Origin of the sequence: Bartonella sp. P0282 (genome assembly GCF_048452985.1) — a bacterium.
GTDB lineage: Bacteria > Pseudomonadota > Alphaproteobacteria > Rhizobiales > Rhizobiaceae > Bartonella > Bartonella choladocola.
This window is the reverse complement of sequence record NZ_WTFO01000002.1, coordinates 431,221-450,659: the sequence shown is the minus strand read 5'-3', so window position 1 is coordinate 450,659 and position 19,439 is coordinate 431,221. Positions and strand designations below refer to the sequence as shown.

General features: G+C 45.9%; 11 protein-coding genes. 6 read left to right on the top strand and 5 right to left on the bottom strand.

What is annotated here, in order from left to right; translation table 11 throughout:
• Nucleotides 1-32 precede the first annotated feature (32 nt).
• The gene (locus GQS64_RS07290; protein ID WP_198231131.1) at nt 33-1,442 is read right to left on the bottom strand and encodes a virulence factor family protein; all 1,410 of its coding nucleotides are present in this window, start codon (nt 1,440-1,442) and stop codon (nt 33-35) included.
• Entirely contained in the window at nt 1,439-4,063 is a 2,625-nt protein-coding gene (gene mprF / locus GQS64_RS07285) for a bifunctional lysylphosphatidylglycerol flippase/synthetase MprF (protein ID WP_198231130.1), read from the bottom strand. The genes GQS64_RS07290 and mprF overlap by 4 nt, the downstream gene beginning before the upstream one ends.
• A gap of 194 nt (nt 4,064-4,257) precedes the next feature.
• Between mprF and GQS64_RS07280 the strand changes: the two genes are divergently transcribed.
• The 3 genes from GQS64_RS07280 (at nt 4,258) to glmS (ending at nt 8,405) form a co-directional block, all read left to right on the top strand.
• A complete protein-coding gene (locus tag GQS64_RS07280; RefSeq protein WP_077992231.1) occupies nt 4,258-5,046 on the top strand; it encodes a cytochrome c biogenesis CcdA family protein in 789 nt (262 codons plus the stop codon).
• Between the two features lie 18 nt (nt 5,047-5,064).
• Nucleotides 5,065-6,417: a bifunctional UDP-N-acetylglucosamine diphosphorylase/glucosamine-1-phosphate N-acetyltransferase GlmU gene (gene glmU / locus GQS64_RS07275; protein WP_198231129.1), complete on the top strand. Its 1,353-nt coding sequence runs from the start codon at nt 5,065-5,067 to the stop codon at nt 6,415-6,417.
• A gap of 164 nt (nt 6,418-6,581) precedes the next feature.
• Nucleotides 6,582-8,405, top strand: a complete 1,824-nt coding sequence (gene glmS / locus GQS64_RS07270) for a glutamine--fructose-6-phosphate transaminase (isomerizing) (RefSeq protein ID WP_077992228.1) — start codon at nt 6,582-6,584, stop codon at nt 8,403-8,405.
• A 56-nt stretch (nt 8,406-8,461) separates the two neighbouring features.
• On the opposite strand, the gene GQS64_RS07265 is transcribed toward glmS, so the two are convergent.
• Entirely contained in the window at nt 8,462-9,376 is a 915-nt protein-coding gene (locus tag GQS64_RS07265) for a phosphodiester glycosidase family protein (RefSeq protein WP_198231128.1), read from the bottom strand.
• 3 nt (nt 9,377-9,379) lie between these two features.
• Entirely contained in the window at nt 9,380-11,488 is a 2,109-nt protein-coding gene (gene recG, locus GQS64_RS07260; protein ID WP_198231127.1) for an ATP-dependent DNA helicase RecG, read from the bottom strand.
• A 719-nt stretch (nt 11,489-12,207) separates the two neighbouring features.
• Here recG and dnaE point away from each other — a divergent pair.
• Nucleotides 12,208-15,696 (top strand): DNA polymerase III subunit alpha, encoded by a 3,489-nt coding sequence (gene dnaE / locus GQS64_RS07255; protein ID WP_198231126.1) that lies wholly within the window; start codon nt 12,208-12,210, stop codon nt 15,694-15,696.
• Nucleotides 15,697-15,830: 134 nt separating this feature from the next.
• Here dnaE and GQS64_RS07250 read toward each other — a convergent pair whose 3' ends face one another.
• A complete protein-coding gene (locus GQS64_RS07250) occupies nt 15,831-17,000 on the bottom strand; it encodes a cystathionine beta-lyase (protein WP_198231125.1) in 1,170 nt (389 codons plus the stop codon).
• 182 nt (nt 17,001-17,182) lie between these two features.
• Between GQS64_RS07250 and GQS64_RS07245 the strand changes: the two genes are divergently transcribed.
• Nucleotides 17,183-18,214 carry an amino acid ABC transporter substrate-binding protein gene (locus GQS64_RS07245; RefSeq protein ID WP_077992218.1) on the top strand — a complete coding sequence of 344 codons (1,032 nt, stop codon included), beginning with the start codon at nt 17,183-17,185 and terminating at the stop codon, nt 18,212-18,214.
• Nucleotides 18,215-18,260: 46 nt separating this feature from the next.
• Entirely contained in the window at nt 18,261-19,439 is a 1,179-nt protein-coding gene (locus GQS64_RS07240; RefSeq protein ID WP_198231124.1) for an amino acid ABC transporter permease, read from the top strand.

The following is a 19,439-nucleotide window of genomic DNA, read 5'->3' as shown; positions in this document are numbered from 1 at the left end:
GCATGTGGAACACTGTTTAGCTTAACAGGTTTTCAATCCTGATTTTGTTTTTTATCAAGTTTGGCTTTCTCCAACAGGATTGCATGAAGCGATTTGGCGAGGCTTTTATAATCTTCATCAAAATGATGCCCGCCTGGAAGCTTGATACGTTGCATTCCATTCAGCTCGGGATCCGGACAGGCAGTGTCGTCCTCGTCTTCGCCATAAATGCAAACAGTTTTATCCGTCGGCATATATTGCATTTGGTCGAGGACGGGAGTGTCGCCGGAACCACCAAGCCAACCATCAATAGAAATTTGGAAATCAGCCGTTTTGGATAATCCCATAAGGGCTATCATGACTGTTTGATTTTTAACGCTATCATCAAGAACCTGCCAGGCAAAAGGTAACACATCCGCACCAAATGAATAGCCGAAAAGTGCAACGGGCAGGCGTTGTTGAGGATCAGCCTCCTGAACAAGTTGTTCAATATCTTTGGCTATTTCTTCCGGCGTGCGTGTGCTCCAGAAATAACGCAGTGAATCAATGCCAATGACATGAACATCCTGACTTTGCAGGAGATCACCTATTTCCATATCAATGTCACGCCAACCGCCATCGCCGGAGAAAAAGATAACAAGAGCTTTTGCCGGATTTTTGGAAGGCATATCAACTATTGGCAAGTCGGCGTCGGCGGCATCACGAATTGCGTAATCAAGTGCTGTATCGACTGCTGTCTTCAACCTAGATTCAATTGCAGGGTCATGGATAACTGCGGCAGTTTTATCTCGCATAGCCTGTTTGACGTCATTTCCTTCAAGCCTGTTCGATATGATTGTGACCGGCGAAGGAACCTTGGCTCCAATCTCGTAACTATAACCGCCATCAGAGTTTTTTATTGCATCCGCAGCTTCTGTGCAGGATGGAAGTTTTGTGTGTGAGGATTGGGCAGGGTCAATGACGACAGTACCAGCCAAGGTATTTTCAGGAGAATCGGCTGCGGCTGCATAAGAAATAGTTCCACCTTCTCCAATGCCGACGACAACCGGATGAAAGTAAACGTCAAGATCGAGCCGACGCAGAATATCTTTCGATAGCGCTTCCAAATCGGAATCGAGATAGACGCAATCACCATCTTCCTTATCAAGTTCTTCCCGCCAGTTATCATAATTGACAGTTGCAACGATCAGGTTGCGTTTCAACAATGCCGCCATTATATCGGTTTCGCGGGTTTTCGGGCCACCGGCATCTGAAACAAGAATAACAAGACCTCTGATATCCCCTTGAGGCAAATAAACAGGAATATCGCTAAAACGTTCCCCCTCTGCATAAACAACAGGAGAGGTGGAGCCAATAAAACCGGCCCATAAACGATTGATTTTCCCGCGATGGAGAACACCGTATACCACCGCCACAATAACAAGAACGGCGACCACGAATAAAATTATACGTCTGATCTTCATTTACGTAGAAACTCCAGTGGATTGCCGTTAATAAGTGTTGTGACATCAAAAAGAACTTTGGCGGTTTCAAGGCCTCCCGGACAGATAAGATAGTGGGGTGACCAGACAGGATCAAATTTATCCTTGAATGCTTTCAAGCCGTCAAAATGATAGAGATCACGACCACGATGGTAAATGAACGAGCCTATCCGTTGCCAACGTGCAGCCAGACGGTTTGTTGAAAGACCGGCGAGGGGCGCAGCTCCGAGATTGAACCACTGGAAGCCTTGCTCTTTCCCGTAAAGCAGTAAGTGGGCGAACAAAGCATCCATCATGACTTTTGAAACGTTCGGCAGATAGCGCATCATATCGACAGTAATTTCATTTTGATTGCCGCTTTTCCAAACATTTGCGAAAGCCACAATCTGGCTGTCTTTTGTCATGACAGCGACGTCATAACGCTTCAGGAAATCCTCGTTGAAATAACCGATCGAAAAACGTTTTTCCGCTCCCGCTTTCGACGCAAGCCACGTATCCGAAACATGGCGAAGTGCAAGAAGGTGATTTTCAACCTCGTTTGCCGGTATAATCGAAAATTCCAACCCCTCACGAGCCGCCTTACGCTCGGCATAGCGGAAAGGTTGGCGCTTTGGCCCGTCCAACGAAAAATCGGGAAGATAGACTTTTGCAACCTCACCCAGTTTGATAGCGCTTAGCCCCATGTCGAGATAAAGCGGCAAGTGACGGGGGCCGACACCATAAAATACGGTGCGCAAAGCTGCATCATCCGCATGTTTACGGAATTCCCAAGCCAAATCATTAAAGACTTTCTCGTCATTGCTTACCGGTTCACCCAGCGCTATCAGGCTTCCGCCCGACTTGCTATACATGATGAAACCGTCTTCATTCGGTGAAATCAGAAACTGTTTGTCGCCCAAAAGTGCCAAAGCTGTGTCTGATAAAGGGGATTGGGCAACAAGTCGGGGGATACAATCGGGTATTATTGCCTCTTGTTTTGAACGTTTGCGCAATGGTCTATGAATAATATTGTAGAGTGCAGCAATAAAGACGACAGAAAATATTACAACGCTTGCCCTTAAAAAGCGTGGAGCATTGGCGTTCCATGCAAAACTCCACCACAATTCATTGGAATATTCAACGTGCCGGTAAACAAAAAATCCGAGCCAGATAACGGCACAAACGAAGGCTGCAATACTCGCGAGCCACCCCCAACTGATTGTTAAACCATTGTTCAAAGGGCGGCGATAAAAGGAGCGTTTGAACCCCCATAAAATCAAAGCAAATACGCATAGAATGGTTGCCTCTTCCCAATCAAGTCCTTTGGTGAGACAAAAAACCGCTCCTGCAAGCAAAAGGAAAATTGTGACAAACCAGGCATTGACCAGACGGCGCGCCAACCCATAGGAAATGACGAGTAACGTAACACCGATAAGACTTGCTGCAAGATTTGAGGTTTCGATAAAAATCAGAGGCAAAATATCCGACAATACGTCAAGCCGTATTCGCCGCCCCGGTGTGACAACCGATATTAACATCACAACACCGGCAAGAAATGTCAGTCCGGCTGAAATAGAAGGTATCATCGGTTCGATAATGCGGGATACCTGAGCGGCTTTTGCTGAAACACGCTTGCGTTGCCTGAACATTTCCCAAAACGCAATGCCGACGATTGCCACAAGAAGTGGGAGAATTGTGTATATCAGGCGATAGGTGAGGAGAGCAGCAACGCCTTCGGCATTACCTGCAAGACCGAGCCCACCGATAAGAATCGCTTCAAACGCACCCAGTCCGCCAGGTGAATGGCTCACCACGCCAACGACAATCGCTACTGCAAAAACCAGATTGAAAGCCAGAAAGCCGGTTTGCAAATCCGACGGCATAAGCACATAGAGAGTTGCAGAAGCCGAGGTAATATCGACAAGCCCCGCAAATATTTGCATCAATGCGCCGCGAGAGCCTGGAAGTTTTAGCGATAACGGGCCGATTTTAAGCTCCCTTGCTCCGCCATAAAGCCATAAGATAAGAGCAACAAGAACAAGGATGATGGCAATGCCGGCTATCCGGTCGCCCACGAGATTGAATGTTCCAAGAAGCGGAAGGTTTTCAGGTTCAAAAGCCAGCGCAAAACCGATAACCGTGAGCAACGCAAACCACATCGAGAACCAAGACATGCTGATAATGCGCCCGATATCGGCAAGACCGACACCTTCGCCCGCATAGACACGGTAGCGCAGTGCGCCGCCTGTAAGAAACGAAAAACCTAAAGCATTCGATACCGCATAACCGGCAGATCCCGCCAATGCCGCTACAGGCATTGTGATTTTTCCGGGCGCAATCGTTCGAGCCGCCACAACGTCATAAAGCGCGATACCGCAAAAACTCAAAATTGTGAAAAAAAGTGCCAATAACAGAGTAGGCGTTGTATAGCTTTTGAACGCTTCAATTGTGTCGTGTCTTGAGGTTGTCTTTAAAAGCTCCCAAAGTACGAAAAAGGAAATGGCCGCAATCGTCAGGCCCAATAAAGGAACGATAGATGTTTTTGCCAGATGTAAAAGGCGCGATGGCTGCTTGGAAGCGGCATTGCCAACGGCGTCTTCATCCAGTTTATTCTCGGTTGTCATGTGATTCCTTTTAGACCGTGGTCTCGTTTGCGATAGCGGACTTGTTCAGGCACTTATCGTAGAATTATATGAATTTTATTTGACATCCTTATATGAAGGAACATTTTTTTTAAACGGGAGTTTTCGCAAGGTTGAAGGTTTTCATACAGGTTAATATAAGATAGAACTATTGCAAACTTTATGGAACGAGACATTTGTTTTCAGAATTATCCACATTCGGAGTGTTTTTAGGCGGAGCATTATCTTTCCTCTCACCTTGCGTGTTGCCGCTCGTTCCTCCTTATCTTTGCTATATGGCCGGCGTCAGCGTTGAAGATTTTCGTCATAGTGGCGCGCAGGATAAACAGCCTGTCCGTTTACCTTTGTTCATCGCGGCCATTGCCTTTTCTTTAGGTTTTTCAACAGTTTTTATCGCTCTCGGCGCAACGGCCAGTACAATCGGTCACATTATAGGTCAATATCGCGATATATTGGCAATGATTGCCGGAGTTATTATCATCATCTTCGGGCTTAATTTTTTAGGCGTTTTCAGAATTGGTATTCTTGCGCGTGAAGTTCGCTTCCAGACAAGAAAAACACCGGCAGGGCCTTTAGGAGCCTACATTATAGGCCTCGCATTTGCTTTCGGTTGGACCCCTTGTGTGGGGCCGGTTCTTGGACCGATCCTTACTTTTGCAGGTACTAAAGAATCAGTTGGTGAAGGCGCATTTTTGCTCGGCATCTACTCATTGGGATTGGCGATTCCCTTCGTTCTCGCGGCACTATTTTCCAACTTCTTTATGTGGTTTTTGAGCTCTTTCAAAATGCATTTGGGGAAAGTGGAAAAAATTATCGGTATATTACTCATTGTCGCTGGTATCCTTTTTTTAACAGGTTATATGCAAAACGTGTCATTCTGGTTGCTTGAGAAATATCCGGCATTGAGCGCTATAGAAGGGTTAAGCTGGTCAGATATTGTCGAATTTTTTCGGACTCTTTTTTGATTGGTCGTGAGGAAAATAATGAACCGAAGCTGTCTTGCAATTATTTTAGCAGCCGGTGAAGGCACGCGAATGAAATCGGCATTGCCGAAAGTGTTGCATAAAATCGCCGGTTTACCTCTTGTTTGTCATGTTGTCCGACAAGTGCAGTCGGCAGGTGTTGACGAAATCGCCATTGTCGTCGGACGCGGTGCCGATGAAGTTTCCTCTGCTGTCAAAAACGTATCGGCGCGGGCGCAATTTTTTACGCAAAATCTTCGGCTCGGCACTGCGCATGCTGCCTTGAAAGCGCGTGAATTATTGAAAAAAGATTATGATGATGTGCTCGTTGTCTTTGGAGATACGCCGCTTGTTCAAACTGCTTCTCTCAAACGCGCCAGACAAGAACTGGAAGATGGTGCCGATATTGTTGTTCTGGGATTTGAAACGGAAAATCCTACCGGCTATGGGCGTTTAATCCAGGAGGGTGGAAAACTTAAAGCGATTGTTGAGGAAAAAGATGCAACCGCCGACCAGAAAAAGATAAAATTCTGTAACGGTGGCATTATGGCAATCAACGGCAAATATGCGCTGTCTTTGCTTGAACAGGTAAAAGACGATAATGCCAAGAAAGAATATTATCTCACCGATATTGTTTCGATTGGTGTTGCTCAAGGGCTTGATGTCACAGCGATTTCTATACCGTTTGAGAATGTTATCGGTGTTAATACGCGCGTTGAGCTGGCGCAGGCAGAAGCCCTCTGGCAAAAACGCAAAGCCGATGAACTTATGTTGTCGGGCGTAACACTGTTGCGGCCGGAGACTGTTTATTTTTCATATGATACCGAAATTGCCAATGATGTTGTCATCGAGCCGAATGTCTATTTCGGCCAAAACGTAAAAGTGAAAACAGGTGCAATCATCCATGCGTTTAGTCATTTGGAAGGTGCAATTGTCGAAGCGCAAGCAGAAATCGGGCCTTTTGCGCGCTTGCGTCCGGGGGCAATTGTCGAAAATTCGGCCAAGGTCGGCAATTTTTGCGAGATAAAAAAGGCAAAAATCGGTGAGGGTGCAAAAGTCAACCACCTTACCTATATCGGTGATGCCGAAATTGGCCGACACACCAATATCGGGGCAGGCACAATTACATGTAATTATGACGGCTTCAACAAGTGGAAGACTATCATTGGCGAAAATGCATTCATAGGATCGAATTCCGCTTTGGTTGCGCCGGTTGAAATAGGTGACGGTGCTTATGTTGCTTCGGGCAGTGTGATAACCGATAAGGTACCGGCTAATGGTGTGGCATTCGGGCGAGCACGTCAGTCAAACAAGGAAGGATACGCCGCGACATTGAGAGAGCGTTTTTCTTCCATCAAGAATAAAGATGGTTAATGGCGAAAAAATGCCATTTTTGAGGTTTTAAAGCCTCGGCGAGTTCTCTATTTTTGTTAAAAATGTTCTAAAAGAGGCCACGCGGAACAAACGAAGCTGGTAAACAGTTAATCGGGTGGTTTTTGTAAAACAGGTTTATTTTTTGATCCGGAGCGGAGTTATATATGTGCGGAATAATTGGAATCCTGGGCAAGCAAGACGTTGCACCTCTTCTGCTTGACGGATTAAAAAGACTTGAATATCGCGGTTATGACTCGGCAGGGGTTGCAACAGTCTATCAGAAACATCTTGGCCGGTTGCGTGCACCTGGAAAACTCGTCCATTTAGAAGAAAAATTGGCGAAAACGCCGTTAAAAGGCAATGTCGGGATTGGTCACACGCGTTGGGCGACCCATGGTGCTCCGATCGAGCGCAACGCCCATCCCCAGATGACTGATAAAGTCGCGGTTGTTCACAATGGTATTATTGAAAATTTTGCCGAATTACGTGACGAATTGATCGCTGACGGCTGTGTTTTTGAATCGGATACCGATACCGAGGTTCTCGCCCATCTCGTCACGAGAGAAATCAAGGGCGGGTTGACACCGGTGGAAGCAATGCGCGTCAGTTTGAAGCGGTTGCGCGGTGCATATGCCGTTGCACTGATTTTTGAAGGTGAAGAAGATTTGATGATTGCCGCACGTTTCGGCCCGCCGCTTGCCATTGGCTATGGCAAAGGTGAAATGTTCGTGGGATCAGACGCGATAGCACTTGCACCTTTTACCAACAGAATAAGCTATCTCGAAGATGGCGACTGGGTGGTACTTACCCATAATAGCGCGACAATCTATAATTCCGATGACCTCGTCGTTGAACGTGACATTTCTACCTCGTCGGGCAACGAGTTTCTCGTTTCAAAAAGCAATCATCGCCATTTCATGCACAAGGAAATGTTTGAACAGCCGGAAGTGATTTCGCATACGCTTGCGCATTATCTTGATTTGGGTAACGACAAAATAAATGAAAATGCAAACCCTATCGACTGGAAAAACGTTGAACGTTTAAGCTTTGCAAGTTGCGGTACAGCCTATTATTCAACTTTGGTTGCACGTTACTGGTTTGAAAAATTATGTGGGTTGATCGTCGAAAATGACGTTGCTTCGGAATTTCGCTATCGTGAGCCACCCATGACAGACAAAACTTTGGCAATGTTTGTTTCGCAATCCGGCGAAACAGCCGATACGCTTGCTTCCTTGAGATATTGTCGGGCAAAGGGGGTGAAAACCGCCACAGTTGTCAATGTTCTGGAATCGACTATGGGAAGAGAAGCGGATTTCGTACTTCCCACGCTCGCGGGACCGGAAATCGGCGTTGCCTCGACCAAGGCTTTTACCTGCCAGTTATCTGCACTGGCTTCGGTTGTTTTGACTGCAGCAAAACATCGCGGGACACTCGATCGCGCAATGGAAACGAAACTGGTTCGCCAACTTGCCGAATTGCCACGAATTATTACCGATGTGTTGAAGCTCGATAGCGATATTGAAGAAATTTGCAGAGATCTTATGACTGTAAAAAATATTCTTTATATCGGTCGTGGCACATCTTATCCGATTGCATTGGAAGGTGCACTCAAGCTTAAGGAACTTTCCTATATCCATGCGGAAGGTTATGCTGCTGGAGAACTGAAACACGGCCCGATTGCGCTGATAGATGAAACCATGCCAGTCATCGTTGTCGCCCCTCATGATAGATGGTTTGACAAGACCGTTTCCAATCTTCAGGAAGTGGCGGCACGTGGTGGGCGTATTATTCTCATTACCGATAAAGAGGGAGCGAACGCGGCCGGAATAAATAGTCTGTCAACAATTGTTATGCCGGATGTTCCCGAATTTATCGCACCGATTGTATATGCTGTTCCGGTTCAGTTGATTGCCTATCATACGGCTGTCTTGCTGGGTACAGATGTCGACCAACCAAGAAACCTCGCAAAATCGGTAACAGTTGAATAAATCAACAGGATGTAACAGGTAGAGATCATTCCGGCCTGCAAAAAGCAGGAATGATCTCATTGACCGGATTTTGGAACGGTTCTCTCCGGCTCAAGCGGGATCGTGACAGCGATGATCGGCCCCAGTCCATACCACCAATCATAACGCTTCAATTCCGGTGCATAGAGGCTTGAAATCGAACCATCGAGGAAAAGCGCGTTCGGCGTTTTCATTTCGTCACGAAAAAAACGCGCGAATTCATCAAAATTCACTCGTCCTTCCGAATTGACAAAGACCACAGTTCCGTCTTCTTTAACGCCGACGCCGTTACGATACTCAAGATAGGGGGAGTTTACGATAAAACGGGGATGGATTTTGTTGTCTATGACAAGCATAGGCCCCGATTGCGTTGCAATATCGGGTTTTATTTTTGACTTCAAAAAACTGTCTGTGTCCATAACGCCGGCGGTTTTATTTGCAATAAAGAAAATTCCGTTCGGCTTCATATGGAAATTTCCCGGCCCGTCTCTGGTTGACACGGACTGAAGTGTTTTACCATTTTCAATATATAAACCAACTGCCGAAAAATCTTTGTGATACATACCGCCATTTACCGCAAAAGCTATGCTTTGCCCGCGTTCATTCAGGTATTTTTCGACGTTGCGGAAATATTTGAATGGTTGCCCATCCGGATTGTTGAGAAAAAGTGAAATGTTGTTTTTGCGTGGATCGACTTCACATACAACATAAGACTTGTTTTCAAATTTTTGATGGAAACAAAAATTCGGTCGAGTTCTATTCTGCCGGTCTTCATCTGTCTTATTTCTGTTTTCGCTTTGCTCGCCACCGACTGATGATTTGCTCGAACTGTCAGGAGGCGTCGCGGGTTTCTCGACCAAAGGAGGTTGTCTAAAAAAGAGAAAGCCTCCAACAGTCACCAATATTCCCGTTAAAGCAATCAACAATGGTGTAATGATGTGGTTTTTTTTCATATTTTATCCGGCTCGCAGAAGTCTGATTGCTCCATCCTTTCTAAAAAGATAAAGCAAAAGGCGTAACGCTTTACCGCGTTCGGAAATCAAATGCGGGTCTTTTTCCAATATCAACTGCGCATCTTTTCTGGCAATAGTCAGTAAATCGCTATGAACTTCAAGGTCTGCCATATGAAATTCCGGAAGTCCTGATTGACGGGTTCCGAGAACTTCGCCTTCGCCGCGAAGCCGCAAATCTTCTTCAGCAATGCGGAAACCGTCTTGAGTCTCGCGCATAACATTCAGTCTCGCCTCGGCAATTTTCCCGATCGGAGCCTTGTATAGCAAAATGCAGGAAGATTGCTTGTCTCCTCTGCCTACGCGTCCTCGTAATTGATGGAGCTGGGAAAGACCGAATCTTTCGGCATGTTCTATGATAATGATTGATGCATCCGGCACGTCTACCCCCACTTCAACCACAGTTGTGGCAACAAGCAGACGGGTTTTTCCTTCCTTGAAGTCTTGCATGGCCTGATCTTTTTCCGAACCGGTCATTTTCCCATGTACAACGCCGACAATGTCACCGAAACGTTGGTGGAGAAATTCAAAACGTTTTTCTACCGATGTCAGCTCCAGACTTTCGGATTCTTCTACCAAGGGACAGATCCAATAAATCTTGTCTCCTCTTTGGAGCGCGACATTCACCCGATCGAGAAGTTCTCCCAATCGCTCCTCCGGTAATATAGCGGTGATTACATTTTTTCGTCCCGCCGGTTTTTCCTTCAATATCGAAACGTCCATGTCACCGAATGCCGTCATTACCAAAGTGCGAGGAATGGGGGTCGCAGTCATAACGAGCATATCCGGATGCACACCTTTTGCGAGCAGGTTTAAACGTTGGTGTACGCCGAAACGGTGTTGTTCGTCGATAATGGCGAGTGACAAATGATGATAATCGACGCTTTCCTGAATAAGCGCATGTGTACCGATTATAATGTCGGTTTTGCCGTCTTTTATATCGTCCAGAACTTGCTGGCGCAGTTTACCTTTTTCGCGGCCGGTGAGTAAAACCGTCTTAAGTCCGATGATTTCTGCGAGTGGCGCAATTGTCGCAAAATGCTGTTGGGCCAGAACTTCAGTAGGGGCCATCAAAGCCGATTGACCATTGTTTTCCGCAACCTGAGCCATTGCCATAAAGGCAACAACGGTTTTTCCGGAGCCGACATCCCCTTGTAAAAGCCGCAACATCGCTTCATTCGACGCGAGGTCTTTCGATATTTCGGCAAAGGCTTGATTCTGGCCTTGGGTCAAAGTGAAGGGAAGGGCATCGCGTAATTTTTGCGTATAGGTTCCCTTCAGAATATTGGCTTTTCCGGCGAGTTTTTTTGTTTTATGGCGAACCAGCCCAAGTGCCAATTGGCCGGCAAGAAATTCGTCATAAGCGAGACGCTTACGTGGTAAACTGTCAACCGGAAGATCAGCCGGATCAATCGGTGTGTGAATTTTGTGCAAAGCAACGTTGAACGAAGGAAGACCGAATTGCTTCACCATCGTTCGATCAATCCATTCCGGCAATAATGGCAACCTTGCGAGAGCCTCTGTGATTGCCCGTTGCAACGTTTTTGCCGACAAACCCGCAGTCAATGGATATACCGGTTCGATGAGCGGGAGTTTTTCATTTCGGGATGCCGGAATAATATAATCCGGATGAACCATTGAGAGCTGGCCGTTAAAACGTTCAACTTTTCCGGAAACAACCACTTTTTCGCCGATCGGAAGTTGGCTTTGTAGCCAGCTTGTCTGGGCATGGAAAAAAACCAGAGTGATCTCGCCCGTTTCGTCATGTCCAATAACCCGATAGGGCAAACGTTTGTTGAATTTCGGTGGTTCCTGATGATAGTCAACGACAATTTCAACAGTTGTAACAGCGCCATCTATCGCATTGGCGATGCCGGGCCGTTGTCTGCGATCAATCACCGAATGAGGCATGATTTGAATGAGGTCAATAAGCCGTGGCTCATCTTGCGCCGCGTCAATACCAAGCAATTTGGATATTGAAAGGCTCACTTTTGGTCCTATGCCGGGAAGGCTTCGTATTGTCGCAAAAAAAGGATCTAATATTGTCGGGCGCATGGGGATAAATCTAGCGGGAGTTGGTTATATTTACCAGTATCGACAATTATTTTTTTGTTTGAATCGCAATTTAATATCAGATGCAACGGTTCTAACTCGGTGGCTATTCAATGGTTCTGCGTCAAGAACCAATGGAAAAGATCAAGATTCGAGAAGAGTGAAAAAGTGAAGAAGTAATGTGAGGAGGGCGGATGCCTGTTTATTTCTCCGCTCATATATGGCTCATCATTTCCCTTCTTTTGTGCCGATCAACGAGTTCAAAGGCAAAAATCTTTTTTCAGCCAGAATGACTAAAAGCATGTTCTATCATTTCTGCTTTTATCCGAAACGTAAAAAACAACAAACCCCGATCGCCGGCAAACCTGAAAAAACCGGAAGGCTAACGATTTGTTAAGCATGAGGTCAATCATGAAAATTGATACTTGAAATAAGAACAAAACACGAACATAAAGGATACATAACATGAAAGGAAAAGATGATGTCCGATATTCTATATGATGTGTTATCCTTCATTTCTGTGAGTTTGTTCGTGACAACCGTGGGAATTTGGTTGATAACGTTCTAGTTTGAAGGAAGGCTTTTGTGCGATAATCTGTTGGCAGGTTGGGGCATAATGCCAACCATAACGGTAAGCCTGCCGCCATTGGGGGCATAAAGTTCGGATTGTACAAAACCGGCTATTCAGGATTCAATGATCGGGAAAAATAGAAGGCATAAACGTGTCAGACGATAGCAAAAGCAACAAAGAAGAGGCGATAGAGCGCCCGCGTTTTATCCATTTAAGGGTTCATTCGGCTTATTCATTGTTGGAAGGTGCATTGAAGGTCAAGGAGGTTATCAAATACGCGCTTCATGACGGGGCACCGGCTATTGCAATGACCGATACCAACAATCTATTCGGAGCGCTTGAATTTACCCAATATTGTTTTGCCGATGGTATCCAGCCTATCATCGGCTGCCAGTTGGCTATCGATTTTGAAGATGTCGGCTATGATCCGCGAATTACCAAATGGCGTTATCCTTCCGATTTTACCTCCATTGTTTTGCTGGCGGCGACCGAGACAGGTTATAAAAATCTGGTTCATCTTGTAAGCCGTGCCTATCTTGATAAGAGCGAAACCGATCCGGCCAATGCAAAAATAGAATGGGTCGAGGAACTGGGTGAGGGGATTATTGCTCTTACAGGCGGGCCAAACGGGCCGATCAATAGTGCAATTGTAGCCGATAAAAAAGAACGTGCAGTCGAACGGTTGCAACGCCTTCAAAAAATCTTTGGTGACCGTCTCTATATGGAATTGCAACGCCATGGCAATTATGACCATGTAACAGAGGCGGAAATAGTCGACCTTGCCTATAAATATGGAATCCCGCTTGTTGCAACAAATGAAGCCTTTTTTAAAGATAAAAGCGGTTACGAAGCGCATGATGCGCTATTGGCTATTGCCGAGGGACAAATAGTATCCAATCCGGACAGACGACGTGTAACGCCCGACCATTACCTCAAATCACAGGACGAGATGGTCAAACTATTTTCTGATCTTCCCGAAGCTGTTGACAATACGGTTGAAATTGCGTTGCGCTGCCATGCCTATACGCCGACAAGGAAGCCGATATTGCCGCGTTTCACCGGTCAATCCGATGACCCCGAAGCGGCTGTGAAAGCGGAAGCCGACGAAATGATACGGCAGGCAAGAGAAGGGCTGAAAATGCGTCTCGAAACAGCCGGACCATCGGAAGGTTATACAGCCAAAGATTATGAAGAACGGCTGGAATATGAAATTTCCATTATCACAAAAATGCAATTTCCCGGCTATTTCCTTATCGTTTCCGACTTTATCAAATGGGCAAAAGCCCATGATATTCCGGTCGGGCCGGGGCGCGGTTCGGGTGCCGGTTCGTTGGTTGCCTATGCATTGACCATTACCGATATTGATCCATTGCGTTTTTCATTGCTGTTTGAACGTTTTCTTAATCCGGAACGCGTTTCCATGCCGGACTTTGACGTGGATTTCTGTCAGGATAGACGTGAAGAAGTTATTCATTACGTCCAGTCGAAATATGGGAGTGAACAGGTTGCCCAAATTATTGCACTGGGTAAACTTCAGGCAAGGGCTGTTATTCGCGATGTCGGTCGCGTTCTCGAAATGCCTTATCGGCAAGTAGACTATCTTTCCAAATTGGTACCGCAAACCCCCGGCAACAATGTAGAACTCGCAAAAGCTATCAAAGATGAGCCGAAATTCGAGGAAGAAAAGAAAAAAGATCCTCAGGTAGGGCATCTTCTCGACATAGCTTTGCAACTTGAGGGGCTATATAGACACACGTCGACACATGCCGCCGGTATTGTTATCGGTGATCGTCCATTGTGGCAATTGGTGCCAATGTATCGCGATCCGCGCTCGAACATGCCGGTTACCCAGTTCAACATGAAATTTGTTGAAAAAGCAGGTTTGGTCAAGTTCGACTTTCTTGGTTTGAAAACATTGACTGTGTTGAAGACAGCTGTCGATTTTGTGGCTCGCAAGGGAATAAAAATTGATCTGTCCCATATCCCTCTGGACGATAAACTGACATACGACATGTTGACACGGGGTGAAACCGTTGCAGTATTTCAGGTTGAAAGCGCGGGGATGCGGAAGGCTTTGATCGGCATGAAGCCGGACCGTATCGAGGATATTACCGCCCTTGTCGCGCTTTATCGCCCCGGACCAATGGAGAACATACCGACTTATATTGCCCGTAAACACGGCGAAGAAGAAATCGCTTCCATTCACCCGAAGATCGATTATCTCGTGAAGGAAACACAGGGCGTTATCATCTATCAGGAACAAGTGATGCAGATTGCACAGGTTCTTGCAGGTTATTCTCTCGGACAAGCTGATCTTTTACGCCGCGCAATGGGTAAAAAAATCCATGAAGAAATGGAACGTCAACGCGTACACTTTGTTGCCGGTGCTGTTGAACGTGGTGTCGATAAAAATCAGGCAAATTCGATTTTCGATTTATTGGCAAAGTTTGCCGATTACGGTTTCAATAAATCCCACGCTGCCGCTTATGCATTTGTTTCTTATCAGACAGCTTATATGAAAGCGCATTATCCGGTCGAGTTTCTGGCTGCATCTATGACCTATGATATGAACAACACCGAAAAACTCAATGATTTTCGGCGCGAGGCAAACAGGCTTGGTATTGAAGTGGTTCCGCCTTCGGTTCAGACATCCTACCGTGCCTTTGAAGTTGGCGAAAAGCGTATTTATTATTCGCTAGCAGCGATCAAGGGGGTTGGGGAGCCGGCAGTCAACCATATTGTTGAAAAAAGAGGCAATAAACCGTTCAAGGATTTGGAGGATTTTTGCGAAAGGACTGATCCGCGCATCATAAACAAAAGAGTGATGGAAAGTCTCATCCATGCGGGAGCCTTTGACTGTTTTCATATTTCGCGTGAAGTGTTGATTGCCGGTATTGATATGATAAATGCCCGTTCGATGCGGGTGCTTGATGATAACCGGAGCGGTCAAACCGATATTTTCGGTATGAGCGACGGTCCTAAAGAACCGCTGATGTTGCCGCAGGCCAAACCTTGGCTACCGGCGGAAAAACTTCATCATGAATTTCAAGCGATCGGTTTTTATCTCTCTGCCCATCCGCTTGATGAATATAAAGATGTTTTGCAAAAGCTGCGCGTACAAAACTGGAGCGACTTTTCAAATGCCGTTCGTCGGGGTTCGACTGCCGGACGGCTTGCCGGAACCGTCAGCGCAAAACAGGTGAGAAAAACAAAGTCCGGTAAAAAAATGGGTATTATCCAGTTTTCAGACCCTACCGGTCAATTTGAAGCAATCCTTTTTTCTGAAGGTTTGAGCGCTTATGGAGATATGTTGGAACCGGGGCAATCGGTTGTCATAACCGTAAACGCTGAAAACCGGCCGGAAGGAATCAGTTTACGCATTGAAACCGTCCAATCTTTGGAACATGAAGCCGAACGTATTCATAAAACAATGCGCATATTTGTGCGTAATGCCGCAATGGTTGAAGAGATCGGCAGTAGCCTTGAACGTGGCGGAGATGGAGATGTCGGATTTATTGTTATCAAGGATAATGGAGCCCGCGAGATCGAGGTTTCTCTACCTCATAAATATCGGGTAACGCCGCAGGTGGCCGGAGCCATGAAAGCCATTCAAGGTGTGGTTGATGTTGAACTCGTCTAGAGTTAAAAAACCGGTTCAACATATAACAATAAATAACAGTTAAATAACATTAATTATACGACATGAAAAAACATATAGGCAGGCAAATTCATTGCCTGCCCGATGGAGAATTATCAGCTTTTGACAGGCCTTGTTTATAGCCCTGTTGCTGCCAATGCCTGTTCAAGATCGGCTTTCAAATCTTCAAAATCTTCAAGGCCTATCTGCAAACGTAACAATGACCCCATGTAAGAGTGTTTGACAGTCCTGTCGCCCAGATAAACTTCAACGGCAAGGCTTTCATAGCCTCCCCAGGAATATCCGAGTTTGAAAATTTTGAGCGAATTAAGAAAAGCATGGGCTTCTTTCTCGCCACCGCCCTTCAACACAACTGAAAACAGTGCTGAAGCGCCTTTGAAATCCCGCTTCCATAATTCATGACCTTTGTGGCTTTCCAATGCGGGATGGAGGACTTGCGCAATTTGTGGCATGGTTTCAAGCCAGCGGGCGAGGTCAAAAGCTGTTTTGCTCTGGTGAGCAAGTCGAATTCCCATGGTTCGCATCGACCGCAGCGTATTATATGCGTCATCTCCGGAAACGCTCATTCCTAAAAATTTATGCGTATCTTCGACAATTTTTTTTGTTCTCTCGTTGGCCGATATAAAACCGATGAGAATATCGGAGTGGCCGACGGGATATTTTGTACCTGCGGTTATCGAAATATCGACACCGTGTTCAAGCGGTTTGAAATTGAGTGGCGTAGCCCATGTATTATCCATAAGAACAATGGCATCATGGGCATGTGCCACCGCCGATATGGCCGGTATATCCTGAATCTCGAAAGTATTCGACCCTGGCGATTCGGTATAGACGACTTTTGTGTTAGGCTTCATCAACTGTTCGATTTCAGCACCGATGGTCGGGTCATAATATTCAACGTCAATTCCCATTTTTTTAAGCATATTATTGGCAAAACGACGTGTCGGGCTGTAAATGGAATCGGCAATAAGTACATGGTCGCCCTGTGCCAACGTTCCTAACAGCGGAACCGTGATGGCAGCAAGACCCGAAGGCACTAAAACTGTTTTTACTGCTCCTTCAAGCATATTGACGGCTTCACATAACGCATCTGTTGTAGGCGTTCCGTGTGTGCCGTAGGTGTATCGCTGATTCTCGGTTTTCAAGGTTGCAGCATCGGGAAACAATACCGTCGAGGCATGAACAACGGGTGGATTGACAAAGCCGAAATAATCGGCGGGGTTATTTCCGCAATGGGCGAGTTTGGTATTGATGCCAGACGGGTTGGATATTTTATTAACGGTCATCAACTGTACTTTCCAATTTTTAAAACCACGTTATATTTTACCTTTGATAATTCATGATAAAGGTCAAGCAAAATCTGTTCGCTTTTAGCCTTAATGATAGTATGCAATTTGCTTGACCTTGGGATAATTATGCTTTTCGATAGCCGTTAAGACAGATTTTTGCAAACGCAGGAGAAGACGTTATGTTTTTCAATACTTATATCGCCGCTATCGGCGTTGCTCTCACGGCCATCGGCACCGTTTCGGCCTCCGCCGGCACATTGGACGATGTTAAGGCAAGGGGATATTTACAATGTGGTGTCAGCACCGGACTTGCCGGTTTCAGTATCCCCGATGAAAAAGGTCATTGGACAGGTTTTGATGTCGACTATTGTCGGGCAGTAGCTGCGGCCGTTTTCGGTAGTGGCGACAAGGTGAAGTTTGTACCTTTGAGCTCCAAAGAACGTTTTACGGCACTTCAATCAGGCGAAATCGACGTTTTGATCCGTAATACGACATGGACGATCAACCGCGAAACTGCTTTGGGACTGGATTTTGTGGGCGTCAATTATTATGACGGCCAAGGTTTCATGATTAATAAAAAAAATCTCGAAGGTGTAACGTCTGCACTCCAATTGTCGGGAGCTTCGATCTGCGTACAATCCGGCACATCAACTGAGCTCACACTGGCCGACTATTTCCGCAACAATAAAATGGAATATACGCCGGTTGTTTTTGATAAGTTTACCGAAGTCAATCAGGCTTATGATGCCGGACGTTGCGACGTTTATACGACCGATCAATCCTCTCTTTACGGTTTGCGTCTGCAATTGAAAAATCCGGAAGACCATGTTGTTTTGCCGCAGATTATTTCCAAAGAACCGTTTGGTCCGGCTGTACGGCAAGGCGACCCGCAATGGGCAGATGTCGTGCGTTGGACACATAATGCACTTTTGAACGCCGAAGAATTCGGTATTACACAGGCCAATGTCGACGATATGCTAAAATCCGACAATCAGGACATTCGTCGTTTGTTGGGCGTAGAGCAGGGCAATACAATCGGCAAAGATCTGGGACTGGAAAACGATTGGGTTGTCAAAATCATCAAGTCTACAGGCAATTATGGTGAAATTTTTGAACGCAATATCGGGCAGAACACCCCGCTCAAGATCTCTCGCGGCATTAACGCGCTGTGGACCAAAGGCGGGCTGCAATATGGCCTTCCGATACGCTGATAATTATTTATTGTTCTAAATATTGCCAATGCCAAAACACAGCACAATGATGTCTGGACGTTCTTTAAAGGTGGAATTGGGTGCCTTTTTAAACGTGCGTTCACTTTCATCATTTGCTGTGCAGTGTCTGGTCATTATTGCATTATTTCTCGTTATTCGATGGATCACACATAATACAATCGTCAATTTGCGTGCCTCGAATATTGCTTCGGGTTTTGATTTTCTCGATAAAAGAGCGGGATTTAATCAACCATCAAGTATCATTCAATATGACGACAATGCAACGAATGGCGAAGTGATTGAAGCAAGCCTCGTCAATCTGGTTTTTATCTCCGCAATCAGCCTGATAACCGCTACATTTATCGGATTGTTTATCGGCATCGGGCGCTTATCCAATAATTGGCTGATAGCCAAACTTTCACTCTGCTACGTCGAATTTTTCCGGAATATTCCGCCTCTGGTACTGTTGTTTTTCTGGTCGATAGGGGTAATGCAAATTTTACCTCCCGCCAGACAAAGCCTTCATTGGGGTGCAATTGCAATCAATATACGAGGGATTTATTTGCCCCGTCCCGTATGGGGTGAGCATACGGGCTTATTCATCGTGATTTCAATTCTGTTGATCGCGGTTGCATTAGGACTCCATTTTCGTGCCCGCTACATGATAAAGGAGAGGGGATTGACCTCTATCCGATGGTGGTATGGTTTCGTTATCGGCGTTTTATGTCCAGTCATTTTGTTTTTCTTGTTAGCGTATCCCACCTCATGGGACATTCCGGCGTTGAAAGGTTTCAATTTTAACGGCGGTTACTATATCTCGCCGGAGTTCCTGTCACTTTACCTTGCTTTATCAATCTATACAGGAGCACTTATTGCAGAGACGATAAGGGCTGGCATTCAGGGCGTTGATAAAGGCATGTCCGAAGCGGGATCTTCGCTGGGGCTATCAAACGGTCTCATTATGCGTTTGATTATTTTGCCACTCGCACTGCGCATTATTATTCCACCGCTAGCAAGCCAATATATGAACCTCGTCAAAAATACTTCTTTAGGCGCAGCAGTCGGTTATTCCGAACTGATGATGGTTTCAAGCACAATAATGGAGCGAACCGGACAGTCTGTCGAGCTTGCGGTGATATGGATCGAGGTTTATCTGGGATTGAGCATCGTTGTTTCACTCTTCATGAACTGGTTCAACCGTCATATGGCTCTGGTGGAGCGTTAA